The 13,109-nt window shown below is 68.5% G+C and carries 12 protein-coding genes and 1 pseudogene; 12 read left to right on the forward strand and 1 reads right to left on the reverse strand.

All coding sequences use genetic code 11. The annotated features are described in order from the left end of the window. Positions 1-351: 351 nt before the first annotated feature. The 7 genes from F1599_RS03620 to F1599_RS03650 all read left to right on the forward strand — a co-directional run bounded on the left by F1599_RS03620 (position 352) and on the right by F1599_RS03650 (position 8,172). Positions 352-2,556, forward strand: coding sequence for a TonB-dependent receptor (locus F1599_RS03620; RefSeq protein WP_223819443.1), 2,205 nt, complete (start codon positions 352-354; stop codon positions 2,554-2,556). A 179-nt stretch (positions 2,557-2,735) separates the two neighbouring features. Then, complete coding sequence (locus F1599_RS03625) at positions 2,736-3,422, forward strand: Fe2+-dependent dioxygenase (protein ID WP_149319534.1); 687 nt, start codon at positions 2,736-2,738, stop codon at positions 3,420-3,422. Then, the gene (locus F1599_RS03630; protein ID WP_149319535.1) at positions 3,419-4,510 is read left to right on the forward strand and encodes an alpha-hydroxy acid oxidase; all 1,092 of its coding nucleotides are present in this window, start codon (positions 3,419-3,421) and stop codon (positions 4,508-4,510) included. The genes F1599_RS03625 and F1599_RS03630 overlap by 4 nt, the downstream gene beginning before the upstream one ends. A 167-nt stretch (positions 4,511-4,677) precedes the next feature. Further along, positions 4,678-5,274: a DUF2796 domain-containing protein gene (locus F1599_RS03635; RefSeq protein ID WP_150082208.1), complete on the forward strand. Its 597-nt coding sequence runs from the start codon at positions 4,678-4,680 to the stop codon at positions 5,272-5,274. A gap of 5 nt (positions 5,275-5,279) precedes the next feature. Next, entirely contained in the window at positions 5,280-6,074 is a 795-nt protein-coding gene (locus F1599_RS03640) for an ABC transporter ATP-binding protein (RefSeq protein WP_223819444.1), read from the forward strand. A gap of 37 nt (positions 6,075-6,111) precedes the next feature. Then, positions 6,112-7,455, forward strand: a complete 1,344-nt coding sequence (locus F1599_RS03645) for an ABC transporter permease (protein WP_150082209.1) — start codon at positions 6,112-6,114, stop codon at positions 7,453-7,455. Between the two features lie 3 nt (positions 7,456-7,458). Continuing rightward, the gene (locus tag F1599_RS03650; protein ID WP_223819445.1) at positions 7,459-8,172 is read left to right on the forward strand and encodes a DUF3299 domain-containing protein; all 714 of its coding nucleotides are present in this window, start codon (positions 7,459-7,461) and stop codon (positions 8,170-8,172) included. Between the two features lie 58 nt (positions 8,173-8,230). On the opposite strand, the pseudogene F1599_RS03655 reads toward F1599_RS03650, so the two are convergent. Next, a pseudogene (locus F1599_RS03655) lies at positions 8,231-8,941 on the reverse strand (cytochrome c biogenesis CcdA family protein); the annotation flags it as partial. 222 nt (positions 8,942-9,163) lie between these two features. Here F1599_RS03655 and F1599_RS03660 point away from each other — a divergent pair. The 5 genes from F1599_RS03660 (at position 9,164) to F1599_RS03680 (ending at position 13,065) form a co-directional block, all read left to right on the forward strand. Beyond that, a complete protein-coding gene (locus tag F1599_RS03660; RefSeq protein ID WP_150082210.1) occupies positions 9,164-9,907 on the forward strand; it encodes a response regulator in 744 nt (247 codons plus the stop codon). Beyond that, entirely contained in the window at positions 9,904-11,205 is a 1,302-nt protein-coding gene (locus tag F1599_RS03665; protein ID WP_149319539.1) for an ATP-binding protein, read from the forward strand. Before F1599_RS03660 ends, F1599_RS03665 begins: the two co-directional genes overlap by 4 nt. Positions 11,206-11,505: 300 nt before the next feature. Beyond that, on the forward strand, positions 11,506-11,868 hold the full coding sequence (locus F1599_RS03670; RefSeq protein ID WP_150082211.1) for a hydroxyquinol 1,2-dioxygenase: 363 nt from the start codon (positions 11,506-11,508) through the stop codon (positions 11,866-11,868). A 66-nt stretch (positions 11,869-11,934) separates the two neighbouring features. Further along, positions 11,935-12,351, forward strand: coding sequence for an organic hydroperoxide resistance protein (locus F1599_RS03675; protein WP_150082212.1), 417 nt, complete (start codon positions 11,935-11,937; stop codon positions 12,349-12,351). 138 nt (positions 12,352-12,489) lie between these two features. Continuing rightward, on the forward strand, positions 12,490-13,065 hold the full coding sequence (locus F1599_RS03680; protein ID WP_150082213.1) for a thioredoxin family protein: 576 nt from the start codon (positions 12,490-12,492) through the stop codon (positions 13,063-13,065). Positions 13,066-13,109 lie beyond the last annotated feature (44 nt).

The following is a 13,109-nucleotide window of genomic DNA, read 5'->3' on the forward strand; positions in this document are numbered from 1 at the left end:
GCGGGAACGAAGGCGGGAACGAAGGCGGGGGCGGCCGCCGGACCGGTGCATCCCGATTGTGGCGAATTGTGTCAACGCGTCCCCGCTGCAATGGTCCGCCACAAATCAACAAACGCCGGCAACATCAAATAGTAATCATTCGCATTTTGACGGTTGCTGAATGCCTGCCGTAGCGGCAGCGCCGAAATGCGGTGTTCACCTCTTTGACGGGGAGGGTGCTAATCGTTTCCAGCGGAGGCTCGGCAGCGTCATGTCCGTTGTCCTTCTCTGGAGTCCTCCGTGCAGCAAAGAAAAATAGCGAACGCCATCCGCCTGCTGGTCTCAGGCGCTTCCGCGGGTCTGGTGATTTCGGTGTCGACGATTCCCCTCGCGGCCCATGCCCAGGTGGCGGCGGACGCGGACACCTCGGCTGGACGCGCGAAGACCGGCGGCAACGTGCTGCCTCAGGTCACCGTTTCCGGCGACGCCATCCAGAACACCAACGACGCGCCGCTCGGCATCTCGCGGCTGCCGGACACGGTCCGCGAAACGCCGAAGACGATCAACGTGGTGCCGCAGGAGGTCATCGAGCAGCAGCACGCCACCTCGCTCGAGCAGATCCTGAAGAACGTGCCGGGCATCACGATCTCGACCGGCGAGGGCAACGGCGGCCAGAACGGCGACCAGTTCCGCATTCGCGGCCTGTCCGCCAAGGGCGACATCTACGTCGACGGCCTGCGGGACTTCGGCGCCTACAAGCGCGATGCGTTCAATACCGAAAGCGTCGAGGTGATCAAGGGACCGTCGGGCGAGAGCTTCGGCGTGGGCAATGTCGGCGGCCTGATCAACCAGACCACCAAGAAGGCGAACCTGCATACCAGCACCAGCATCGATCAGGGCTTCGCCACCGAAGACACCTATCGCACCACGGTCGACAGCAACTTCCGCCTGAACGACACCTCGGCGCTGCGCATCAACGGCATGTTCCAGAACGGCCGGGTGGCCGACCGCAACCACATCGGCGATGACCGCCGCGGCCTGGCGATCGATTTCGGCACGGGCCTGGGCACCAGTACCGAGTGGCACCTGAACTATTCGTACCTGCGCCGCACCGGCGCGCCGGACTTCGGTGTGCCCGTCGCGCAGGGTTCCGATGGCATCTACCGTCCGCTGACGGAGTACGGCGTGCCGGGCATTTCGTCGTCGACCTCGTACGTCCGCAACACCGACCGCGACAGGACCGATGCGCACGTGGTGTCGTCGAACTTCAAGACGAAGCTCGACAACGGCATCACCATCAGCAATGACACGCGCTTCAGCTACTACGAGCGCGATTTCTCGGCGACCAATCCGGCCGGCATCAATGCCGCCAACCTGCAGCGGCTGCTGTCCGGCGGCAACGTCGCGCTGTCGTACGGCGCCGGCGGCGGCATGACCTATCTGCAGCGCGGCTGGGGCGTGCAGAACGTGCTGAGCGCCAAGGGCGAGTTCATGACCGGCAGCCTGCGCCACAAGGCGATGGTCGGCCTCGATACGATCTACCAGCGCGACCATCGCAGCCTGGGCACCTGGACCGGCCGCAACAACAACCAGACCGTCGTCAATCCGGTCTTCGACAACAGCCCGAACGCGACGGTCGTGTACGGCAACACGCGCGACGCCAATGCGACCAATGTCGGCGTGTTCGCCAACGACCGCGTCTGGCTGAACGACAAGCTCTCGCTGCTGGGCAGCCTGCGCTGGGACTACTTCCAGAGCGAATTCTCGACCAGCGCCTCGACGCTGGGCGGCAAGGCCGACTCGAAGAAGCTGAGCCCGTCGATCAGCGCGATCTGGGAGCCGACCAAGGACGCGATGTTCTACACCTCGTTCTCGCGCACCTACCGGCCGGTGGGCACCGATATCGCGGTGGCGGTCGGCGGCGTCGCGTCGGAAGTGCCGCAGAACGGCGTCGGCAACGAGCCCGAGCGTTCGGACACTATCGAGGTGGGCGCCAAGGTCGACTTCCTCGACAAGCGCCTCGGCCTGACCGGCGCGATCTTCCAGACCAGGAAGGCCAATGCCTACACGGTCGATCCGGTGACCGGCGATATCACCAACGGCTTCTCCGACTCGGGCGAAGGCCGCAAGATCCGCGGCGTGGAAGTGGGCCTGAGCGGCCGCATCGTCGGCGGCTGGACCGCCAATGTCGCCTATGCCTACCTGAGCGGCGAGGTGACGTCGGCCACCAATGGCGCGATCGTCGGCAATGCGGCGCCGGGCGTGTCGCGCCACAACGTCACGCTGTGGACCGCCTATGACATCCCGCATACGCTGCTGCCGGTGCCGGGCAAGCTGACCATCGGCGGCGGCCTGCAGTACGCCACGGGTTATTGGGCGGATTCGGCGAACACCGCGAAGATGCCGGACAACTTCTCGCTCGACGCGATGATCGCGTACAAGGTCGGCAAGTACCGGATTTCGCTGAACGGCTACAACCTGACGGACCATCTGAACTACCAGTCCTCGTTCGGCGCCGTGCGCGCGGTGCCGACCTCGCGCAGGACGTTCCTGCTGAACGTCGGCATGACGTTCTAAGCGGAAACGAAGGGGCCGGCAGTGTGCGGTCCCTTCGTTTCTGGGGACGGGCTCCTGTGTGCGAGCCCTCTTCTGGCGGGAACGTTTTTCGCGAGCCCTATTCGGGAAGCCTTTTCAGGGAAGCCGCTAGAATCGGGCTTTCCGCCGCCCGCCGCCTGTTTCCTTCCGCCAACGTTGCCATGCTGGTCCAGATCCCCGATGTGCTGACCCCCGAAGAAGTCCGGTATTGCCGGGAACGCCTCGCGCGCTCGCAATGGGTCGACGGGCGCGTGACCGCCGGCGATCTGGCGGCGAAGTCCAAGCAAAACCTGCAGATTCCGGTCGACAGCGCCGAGGCGCGCGAGCTCGGCGAGCTGGTGCTGACCGCGCTGGGCCGCAACCCGACCTACCACTCGGCCGCGCTGCCGCTGCGCGTCCTGCCGCCGATGTTCAATCGCTACGAGAGCGCGATGACCTTCGGCACCCATGTCGACAATGCGATCCGCACGGTGCCGGGAACGGGCGGCATGCGCATTCGCGCCGATGTCTCCAGCACGCTGTTCCTGTCCGATCCCGATGAGTACGAAGGCGGCGAGCTGGTGATCCAGGACCTCTACGGCTCGCATACCGTCAAGCTGCCGGCCGGGCATCTGGTGGTCTATCCCGCCTCGTCGTTGCACACGGTGACGCCGGTCACCAGGGGCACGCGCTGGGCATCGTTCTTCTGGGCGCAGTCGATGGTCAAGGACGACGGCCAGCGGCGCATGCTGTACGAACTCGATCTCGCCATCATCGAGATCCGCAAGCAGTTGGGCGATGACAAGGACGCCGTGCTGGCCCTGGTCAATCACTATCACAACCTGCTGCGGCGCTGGGCCGAGCTGTGACGCGCTGGCAGATTCCCCCGGATACCGTCTCGCTGCGCGACTACGAGCGGCGCTTTCACGAACGGGTGGAACCGGGCGTGCGCGCCTATATCGCGGGAGCCGCGGCGGATGGCATCACGCAGCACGAGAACGCTGCCGCCTTCGAGCGGCTGCGGCTGATGCCGAGGGCGCTGGTCGACATGTCGCAGGCGTCGGCACGCCGCACGCTGTTCGGCGAAATTCTGGAATATCCGATCCTGCTCGCGCCGACGGCCTTCCATCGGCTGGTGCATCCGGACGGCGAACTGGCGACGGTGCAGGCGGCCTCGCTGACGCGCACCTGGATGACGGTCGCCACGCAGGCCAGCGTGACGCTCGAGGAGATTGCGAAGGCGTCGGCGGTGCCGCTGTGGTTCCAGCTGTATTTCCAGCCGCGGCCGCAGGATACGGCCGACCTGGTGCGCCGCGCCGAGCAGGCCGGATACAAGGCGATCGTCGTGACGATCGACGCCGCGGTCAGCGGTGTCCGCAATATCGAGCAGCGCGCGGGCTTCCGCCTTCCGGACGATGTTGGGGCCGTCAATCTCGCGGCGTATCCGCCGGTTGCGCCGGTCAGCACCAGCAACGGCAGCCCGGTGTTCCGAGGCATGCTGAAGCATGCGCCGACATGGCGCGATATCGAGGCGCTGTGTCGGAAGACCTCGCTGCCGGTGCTGGTCAAGGGGCTGCTGAACCCGCAGGACGTCGAGCCGGCCCTGAGCGCCGGGGTCGCCGGCATCGTCGTCTCGAACCATGGCGGGCGCACGCTCGACACCGTACCGGCCACGATCGACTGCCTGCCGGCCATCGCGGCGCAAGTTGGCGGCAGGGTGCCGATCCTGCTGGATGGCGGCATCCGGCGCGGAACCGATATCGTCAAGGCGATCGCGCTGGGCGCGACCGCGGTGCTGCTCGGGCAGCCGGTGCTCCATGCCCTGGCGGTCGGCGGCATGCCGGGCGTCGCGCATATGCTGACGCTGCTGCAGGCCGAGCTGGAGGTCGCGATGGCGCTGACGGGCAAGCCCACGCTGGACGCGATCGATGCGTCCGTGCTGGCGCCGTCGCGATAGCGTGTGTCCCGCCAGCCCGCGCGCCCCGGCGCGGGGTGGCCGGCGAGGCCTGCAGGCCCTCTACTGATAATAAGTTATCATTAATCGATCGACGCACGCCCCAAAAGGCGTGCGCGCTTTTATCCCGCCCCGCGAACGGACGGGAGTTGCAGAAGGACGATCGACACATGTATTCGCTACTCTCGCGCCCGCTGCGGGTCATCGCCTTCGTCGCGAGGGCCATCACCGCGATGACCGTCACCGCGATCACCATCAGCGCCATGGCCGCGCCCGCCCACGCCGCGGAGCCGCATATCCATGGCCAGGCCACGCTCGACGTCGCGGTGGAAGGGCCGGTGCTGTCCATTTCTCTGGCCTCGCCGCTGGACAACGTGTTCGGCTTCGAGCGCCTGCCGCGCACCGACGCCGAGCGGGCGAAGGTCCGTCAGGCGATCGCGCGCCTGCGCGACGGCGCGGCGTTGTTCCTGCCGTCGCCCGAAGCGGATTGCCGCCTGGAGGCCGCGCAGGTTCATTTCGGCGCGCTGCATCACGGCCTGACCGGCGAGGGCGAAGCGCCGCGCGGGGAGCCGCAGGGCGAGCACCAGCATGCGGACCTCGATGCGGACTACCGCTTCCGCTGCGCGCGGCCCGAGGCATTGCGCTCGCTCGAGGTGCGCGTGTTCGGCCTGTTCCCCGGCGTCAGCCGGATTGCCGCGCAGCTCGCCACCGACAAGCGCCAGTCGGGCGCGACGCTGACGCCGGCGCAGGCGCGCCTGCGCTGGTGAGGGCGATGGCGGACGCGATGCCACAGGCGCAGCGCGGCGAGCCGCTCGTCGCCGCCAGGAATCTCGCCTTTCGCTGGCCCGGGCGCGATGGCGGCGCGTTGGCGCTGCATTCGTTCGAACTGGCTCGCGGCGAGCATCTGTTCGTGTCCGGCCCGAGCGGCAGCGGCAAGACCACGCTGCTGTCGCTGCTGGCCGGCGTGGTGGCGCCGCGCCAGGGCTCCATCCGTGTCGCCGGCACCGACCTGACGGCGCTGCCGGCCGCCCGGCGCGACCGCTTTCGCGCCGACCACATCGGCATCATCTTCCAGCAGCTGAACCTGCTGCCCTATCTGTCCGTGCTGGACAACGTGCTGCTGCCGTGCCGCTTCTCCGCGAGCCGCAAGGCCCGCGCCTGCGAGCAAGCCGGAGGCGTGACGGAGGCGGCCGGCATGCTGCTCGAACGGCTCGATATGCCTTCCAGCTTGTGGCAGCGCCCCGCCGCGCAGCTGTCGGTGGGACAGCAGCAGCGCGTGGCCGCGGCGCGCGCGCTGCTGGGGCGGCCCGAACTGATCCTGGCCGACGAGCCCACGTCTTCTCTCGATGCCGCCCGGCAGGGCGCATTCATGGCGCTGCTGCAGCGGGAGTGCCGCGCCTCCGGCGCCGGACTGGTGATGGTCAGCCACGACGATCGGCTGGCGGCCGGCTTCGACCGGCGCTTCACGATGCCGGCCGCCGGAGAGGGAGAAACGGCATCAGGGGCGGACCTCAGACGCGGGCATCAGGGGGCGGACATGAGCGGCGAGTGTGAGGAGCGGACATGAGCGGCCGGCATGAGGGGACGGGCATGAGGGGACGGCCATGACGGCGTTGATCGCGATTGCCGCGCGCAGCGCCTGGAACCGCCGCGCCAACCTGGTCTGGATGGTGCTGGCGATTGCGCTGTCGACGGCGCTGTTGCTCGGCATCGAGCGGGTCCGCCATCAGGTACGCGCCAGCTTCGCGCAATCGGTGTCGGGCACGGACCTGATCGTCGGCGCCCGCACCAGCCCGATCCAGCTGGTGCTGTATGCGGTCTTCCGGCTCGGCGGCGCGACCAACAACATCGGTTGGGACAGCGTGCAACGCCTCGGCAGCCATCCGCAGGTCGCATGGACGATCCCGTTGTCGCTGGGAGATTCGCATCGCGGCTTTCCGGTGCTGGCGACCACGGCCGCCTATTTCGAGCATTTTCGCCATGGCGACGGCCGCGCGCTGCGGCTCGCGCAGGGCCGGCCCTTCGGCGAGAAGATTGACGGCGGGGCTGATGGGACGAGTGGCGCCAGCGTTGACGGCAGCGTTGACGGCAAGATTGACGGCATGTTCGACGCGGTGCTCGGTGCCGAGGTCGCCCGGCGCCTGGGCTATCGCATCGGACAACAGATCGTGCTGACCCATGGCGATGTGGCGGCCCCGGGCGCGCTGCGCCTGGAGCACGGCGACAAGCCCTTTACCGTGGTCGGCATCCTGGCGCCGACCGGCACGCCGGTCGATCGCACGATCCATATCGGCCTGCAGGCGATGCAGGCCATCCATCTCGATTTCCAGGGCGGCACGCGCGTGCCCGGCGCGGCGATCGCGCCCGAGCATCTGCGGCGGTTCGACCTGACGCCCGACAGCGTCACCGCGGTGCTGGTCGGCCTGAAGCTGCGCTCGCGCGTCTTCGCGCTGCAGCGGGAGATCGCGCAGGACACGCGCGAGCCCTTGATGGCGGTGCTGCCCGGCGTGGCGCTCGACGCGCTGTGGGACCTCGTCGATATCGCCGAAAACGCGCTGCGTGCGGTGTCGGCGATGGTCGCGGTGATCGGACTGGCGGGCCTGGCCTCGTCGATCCTGGCGGCGCTCGGCGAGCGGCGCCGCGAACTGGCGATCCTGCGCGCGGCGGGGGCGCGGCCGCGCGATATCCTGGCCTTGCTCGCCATCGAAGGCATGATGCTGATGCTGACCGGCGTCGCCGCGGGCGTGGCGCTGCTGTCGCTGACCAGCGCGCTGCTGGCCGGCTGGCTCGAGGCGCGCCTTGGCGTGGCGTTGCCGGTGTCCTGGCCGAGCGCGGCGGAGCTGCCGATCCTGGCGGCGCTGGTGCTGGCCGGGTTTGCAGCGAGCCTGCTGCCGGCATGGCGCGCCTACCGCCTGAGCCTGGCGGACGGGCTCAATCCAAGGACATAAGGCATGACAAGGCAAACGCGAACCGAAACGCCAACCCCGGCGCAAACCAACCCGCGGCGCCGCAAGTGGCTGCGCGCGGCAGGCGGCTTCGCGGTGGTGGCGGGCGTGAGCGCCGCGGGCCTCTGGTGGATCCGCCGCGGCGGCGATTCGGCGGAGGCGTCCGGGTCATCGTCGGCGGCGCGGCCGAAATACGCGATCGGCGAAACGCTGGAACGCCAGGGACCTGCTGCCGCTGCTGCGCCCACCAGCTATCGCGAAATCGAATGGGACGCCTTGCTGCCGAAGGGATGGGACCCGCTGGCGCCGCTGAAGGGCCTCGATCTGGCGCAGATGGAGGATGGCGATCCGCGCGCGCAGGCCGCGCTGGAGCAGGCAAAGCGCTACTGGCAGGAGGCGCCGGTCGAACCGTCGCTCGACGGCTCGCCGGTGCGCTTGCCGGGCTTCGTGGTGTCGCTGGGCGGCGAGGGCGAGGCGATCCGCGAATTCCTGCTGGTGCCGTACTTCGGCGCCTGCATCCACGTGCCGCCGCCGCCCGTCAATCAGGTCGTCCACGTGAAGACCAAGGCGCCGCTGCAGGGAATCCGCACGATGGATACCGTGTGGATCGAGGGCGTGCTGCGCGTCGAGCGCGCCGAGACGGCGATGGGCGACAGCGGCTACGCGATGCGGGAGGCGCGGGTGGAACCGTATCTGGAACCGAGGGGCGAGCGGCGCTGAGCGGCGCCCTCGGTCCCTCTCGGTCCCCTCAGGCCTAGTGCGCGCCGGCAGGCAGTCCCACCGCATCGACCAGCACCTGCTCCAGCCATGCCGGCCCGCTGGTCGACAGGCGGGCCAGCAGCCCCGTATCGGCGCCCGTGGCGATCGCCAGCACGCCGCCCAGCACGGCCACCCCCAGCGCGCGGCGCAGCCATTCGCTCGCGCCCATCGACCGCTTCATTGCGGCCAGCACGCGGCCGCCGATGCCCAGCGCCGCCGCCAGCGAGGTCGCGGCCCCGGCGGCGTAGGCCAGCAGCGCCAGCGACGTGGACACGCTGGCGCCGTTCAGCGCTGCGCCGGTCAACACCAGCCCGAGAATCGGACCGGCGCACGGGGCCCACAGCATGCCGGTGGCCGCGCCCAGGCCGAGTGAGCCCCACACGGTGCTGTTGCCGTTGCCGCGCCCGTCGGCGAGGCGGTTGCCCAGCGCCACCAGCGGATGGGCCAGCGCATCGGCAAGCCGGGGCAGCAGCAGCGATAGTCCGAACACCGCCAGCAGCGCCAGCGCGGCCAGGCGCCCGTATTCGTTGGCCCGGACCACCCAGGCGCCGCCGACCGAGGCCAGCGTGACGACAGCGGCAAAGGTCAGCGCCATGCCGGCCAGCATCGGCAGCGTGCCGCGCAGGAAGGGCTGTCCGGTACGGCTCAGCACGAAGGGGAGCACCGGCAGGATGCAGGGGCTCAGGATGGTCAGGGCGCCGCCGAGGTAGGCGAGAATCAGCAAGGTCATGATCGTGTCTCCAGGCAAGGGGTTGGCTTGCCCTCGATCAGACCCGGCCGGCGTCGCTGCGATGTGTCGCGAAGGGGCGAGTTTGTACCGCAATGTGGGGCCTTCCCGGCCGGATACATTGCGATACACCCGGATTTGCCGTCCCCATACAATGCCGGGGCGGTGGGCATATCGCTCTGCGCTCGCTCTCCTCTCACTCTCCTTCAACTGCCGGTGACAACCATGGACGCCCACGTCGACCATATCCTCATCGTCGATGACGACCGGGAAATCCGGGAACTGGTCTCGACCTATCTGACCAAGAACGGTCTGCGCGTGACGGTGGCGCCCGATGGCCGCCACATGCGCACGTTTCTGGAAGCCAATACCGTCGACCTGATCGTGCTCGACGTGATGCTGCCCGGCGACGACGGCCTGGTGCTGTGCCGCGAGCTGCGCGCCGGCAAGCACAGGGCCACGCCGGTGCTGATGCTGACCGCCCGCGACGACGAGACCGACCGCATCATCGGCCTCGAAATGGGCGCCGACGACTATCTGGCCAAGCCCTTCGCCGCGCGCGAACTGCTGGCCCGCATCAAGGCCGTGCTGCGCCGTACCCGCATGCTGCCGCCGAACCTGCAGATCACCGAGGCCGGACAGATCCTCGCCTTCGGCAGCTGGCAGCTCGATACCACCGCGCGCCACCTGATCGATGCCGAGGGCACCATCGTCGCGCTGAGCGGCGCGGAATACCGGCTGCTGCGCGTGTTCGTCGACCATCCGCAGCGCGTGCTCAATCGCGACCAGCTGCTCAATCTGACGCAGGGCCGCGAGGCCGAGATGTTCGAGCGCTCGATCGACCTGCTGGTCAGCCGCCTGCGCCAGCGCCTGAACGACGATGCGCGCGAGCCCAGCTATATCAAGACCGTGCGCAGCGAGGGCTATGTCTTCGCCGCGCCGGTGGAGATTCGCGAGGCCCGGCAGTGAAGGCCCCCGGCTGGGCCTGGCCCCGCACGCTGCGCTCGCGCCTGTTCCTGATCCTGCTGACGGGCCTCGTCGTCGCGCATGGGCTGTCGTTCGCGGTGCTGTTTTCCGAGCGCTATATGTCGGCGCGGCAGGTGATGCTCGGCACGCTGGAAACCGATGTCGCCACGTCGATCGCCATCCTGGACCGGCTGCCCGCGGCGGAGCGGCCGCAGTGGCTGCCGCGCGTCAATCGCGGCAATTACCAGTACATCCTTGGCACCGGCCTGCCCGGCGTGCCGGAGATGACCGCGCGGGGCAGGGATATCGCCGAACGGATCACCGAAGCGAGCGGCGGGCGTTTTCCGGTGCGGGTGGAGTCGATTCCCGGCGACGGCAAGCGCGTGCAGGCGCATCTGACGCTGAGCGATGGCAGTCCGCTGACCATCGACGTGCATCCGCGCATGACGCCGATCGCGCAGTGGCTGCCGTATGTATTGATCCTGCAGCTGCTGTTGCTGATCCTGTGCTGCTGGTTTGCGGTGCGGCTGGCGATCCGGCCGCTGGTCGCGCTCGGCGATGCCGCCGATGCGCTCGATCCCAACACCCAGTCCGCGCCGCTCGACGAGTCCGGTCCGACCGAGCTGGCCCGTGCCGCGCGGGCGTTCAATGCGATGCGCGGGCGCATTGCCCGCTTCGTCGAGGAACGGGTGCAGATCCTCGCCGCGATTTCGCATGACCTGCAGACGCCGATCACGCGGATGAAGCTGCGGGCCGAAATGGCCGACGATTCGGACGAGAAGCGCAAGATGCTGAACGACCTGTCCGAGATCCAGACGCTGGTCCAGGAGGGGCTGGCGTACGCCCGCAGCGCGCATGGCGATGGCGAGAAGGCGTCGCGGGTCGATCTGGGCTCCTTTGTCGAGAGCCTGGCCTACGATTACCAGGACACCGGCAAGGACGTCACGGTACTGCAGAACGCCGGCGGGGCCATCGTCACGCGGCCGCACGCGTTGCGGCGCGTGCTGACCAATCTGATCGACAACGCGATCAAGTTCGGCGGATCGGCCGAACTGCGCGTGCGCCGCGACCGCGACGTGGTGGCGATCGAAGTGCTCGATCGCGGTAGCGGCATCCCGGACGATCAGCTGGAGGCCGTCCTCAAGCCCTTCGTGCGCCTGGAGCAGTCGCGCAGCCGGGAAACCGGCGGCACCGGCCTGGGCCTGGCAATCGCGCACGAGCTGACGGCGGCCATCGGCGGCACGCTGACGCTGCGCAATCGGGAGGGCGGCGGACTGGCGGCGGAGGTTCGGCTGGGCTGACTGCGCGCCTTCCCGCGCCCCCTTCCCGCGTCCTTCCCGCGCCCTTCCCGCGCCCCTTCTGCTTATGACATCGGCCCCCCGGGGCCGATTTTTTTGCCCGCTTTGTATGCCTTTGTATCCGGCGTCCGCCGCGATACGCACCCAGACAAAAACGCCCCACATCCGCTACGGGCGCGATACGTCGGTCTCCTTAAATGGCATCCGTGGCCCGGCGCTGAACACCAACGAAGCGATCCGGACCGCGCAATACCCAACTACCCAAGACCTTGCAACACCAACTCTCTTTAAAGGAAACCGATCATGACCGCCCAATTCGCCAAGCGCTTCGTCCTTGCGCTCTCGCTCGCCGCCGCTGCCGCTACGACGGCCGCAGGTGCGCACGCCGCCGGCTTGGGCCAGCCCGGTGCACGCGACCCGTACACCGAGGGGGCCCGCTCGGTGGCCGACGCACGCGACCCGTACAGCAGCGGCGCCCGCTCGGCGCAAGAGCCGCGCAGCGTCTACAGCGACGGCGCGCGCCAGACCGACCCGTTCAACGACGGTGCCCGCCAGTTCGACCCGTACAGCGACGGTGCCCGTACGCTGGCCGGCCAGGACCGCACCGGCGTCTCGGCCGAGCCGGCGCGCAGCGCCGATCCCTATCTCGACGGCGCCTATGCCTGACGCTCCGGCCCGCGAAACGACCATCATCGAACCCATCCCATTCATCGAATCAGCGAGGAAATCCAGATGATCCAGATCGACAAGGTGCTGTACACGGGCAAGGTCCGCACCACCGGCGGACGCGACGGCGAGGCGCACAGCGACGACGGCCGGTTGAGCCTGAAGCTGTCGCCGCCGGAAAGCAAGGGCGCCGGCACCAATCCGGAGCAGCTGTTTGCCGCGGGCTGGTCCGCCTGCTACATCGGCGCGCTGGGCAGGGCCGCCAGCAAGCTGAACGTGGCGCTGCCGTCCGCGCCGTCGGTCGATGCCGAGGTCGATCTGGCCATGGCCGGCGATGCCTTCCTGCTGCAGGCCCGGCTGCGTGTCCATATTCCGGGCGTGGACGGCGAGGTGGCCCGCGCACTGGTCGAGGCGGCGCACGGCATCTGCCCGTACTCGAAGGCAACGCGCGGCAACATCCACGTGGATACCGTGCTGGTCTGACCGTGTGGCGGCCCTGCGCCGGTCCAGCGACCGGCAAGGGCCGGCTTCCGCGGTCCGCGGCCCCGCATCCCCGCATCCCCGCATCACCGCATCCCCGCATCCCCGCATCCCATCATTCCAATCGACCTGTCCGACATCATGCGCACCCTTCTCGCCACCACATTGGCCGCCGCGGGCATCGCCGCGGTCTGCTTCATCGGCAATGGCGCCAACGCCGTTGGTTCCGCCGTGGGTTCCTCCGCTGGTCCCGCTGCTGGTTCCACTATCCCCAATCAAACCAGGGCCCCCGAATTCGCCGGCATCGAGCGCTGGCTGAATTCGCAGCCGCTTTCGATGGAGGGCTTGCGCGGCAAGGTCGTGCTGGTCGATTTCTGGACCTATTCCTGCATCAATTGCATCAACACGCTGCCCTACATCAAGCAGTGGCACGACAAATACAAGGACCAGGGACTGGTGGTGGTCGGCGTGCATACGCCCGAATTCCCGTTCGAAAAGTCGACCGCCAACGTGCAGGCCGCGATCAAGCGCTTCGATATCCGCTATCCGGTCGCGCAGGACAATCGCTATGCGACATGGTCCGCCTACCACAACCGATACTGGCCCGCGCTCTATCTGGTCGATGCGGAAGGCAAGGTCGTCTACCAGCATTTCGGGGAAGGGCAGTACGCGGAAACGGAGGCGGCGATCCGCAACGCGCTGGCGCAGCGCAAGTAATGCAGGGCCTGTCTCCGGCCGGGGCGTAGCGCGGCGCCCCGGTG

Origin of the sequence: Cupriavidus cauae, from assembly GCF_008632125.1 — a bacterium.
GTDB lineage: Bacteria > Pseudomonadota > Gammaproteobacteria > Burkholderiales > Burkholderiaceae > Cupriavidus > Cupriavidus cauae.

Excerpts from the sequence above, each read along its gene's own strand:
- F1599_RS03625 (WP_149319534.1), top strand. The coding sequence starts at position 2,736 with ATGCTGGTCCAGATCCCCGATGTGCTGACCCCCGAAGAAGTCCGGTAT.
- F1599_RS03635 (WP_150082208.1), top strand. The coding sequence starts at position 4,678 with ATGTATTCGCTACTCTCGCGCCCGCTGCGGGTCATCGCCTTCGTCGCG.
- F1599_RS03640 (WP_223819444.1), top strand. The coding sequence starts at position 5,280 with ATGGCGGACGCGATGCCACAGGCGCAGCGCGGCGAGCCGCTCGTCGCC.
- F1599_RS03645 (WP_150082209.1), top strand. The coding sequence starts at position 6,112 with ATGACGGCGTTGATCGCGATTGCCGCGCGCAGCGCCTGGAACCGCCGC.
- F1599_RS03650 (WP_223819445.1), top strand. The coding sequence starts at position 7,459 with ATGACAAGGCAAACGCGAACCGAAACGCCAACCCCGGCGCAAACCAAC.
- F1599_RS03660 (WP_150082210.1), top strand. The coding sequence starts at position 9,164 with ATGGACGCCCACGTCGACCATATCCTCATCGTCGATGACGACCGGGAA.
- F1599_RS03670 (WP_150082211.1), top strand. The coding sequence starts at position 11,506 with ATGACCGCCCAATTCGCCAAGCGCTTCGTCCTTGCGCTCTCGCTCGCC.
- F1599_RS03675 (WP_150082212.1), top strand. The coding sequence starts at position 11,935 with ATGATCCAGATCGACAAGGTGCTGTACACGGGCAAGGTCCGCACCACC.
- F1599_RS03680 (WP_150082213.1), top strand. The coding sequence starts at position 12,490 with ATGCGCACCCTTCTCGCCACCACATTGGCCGCCGCGGGCATCGCCGCG.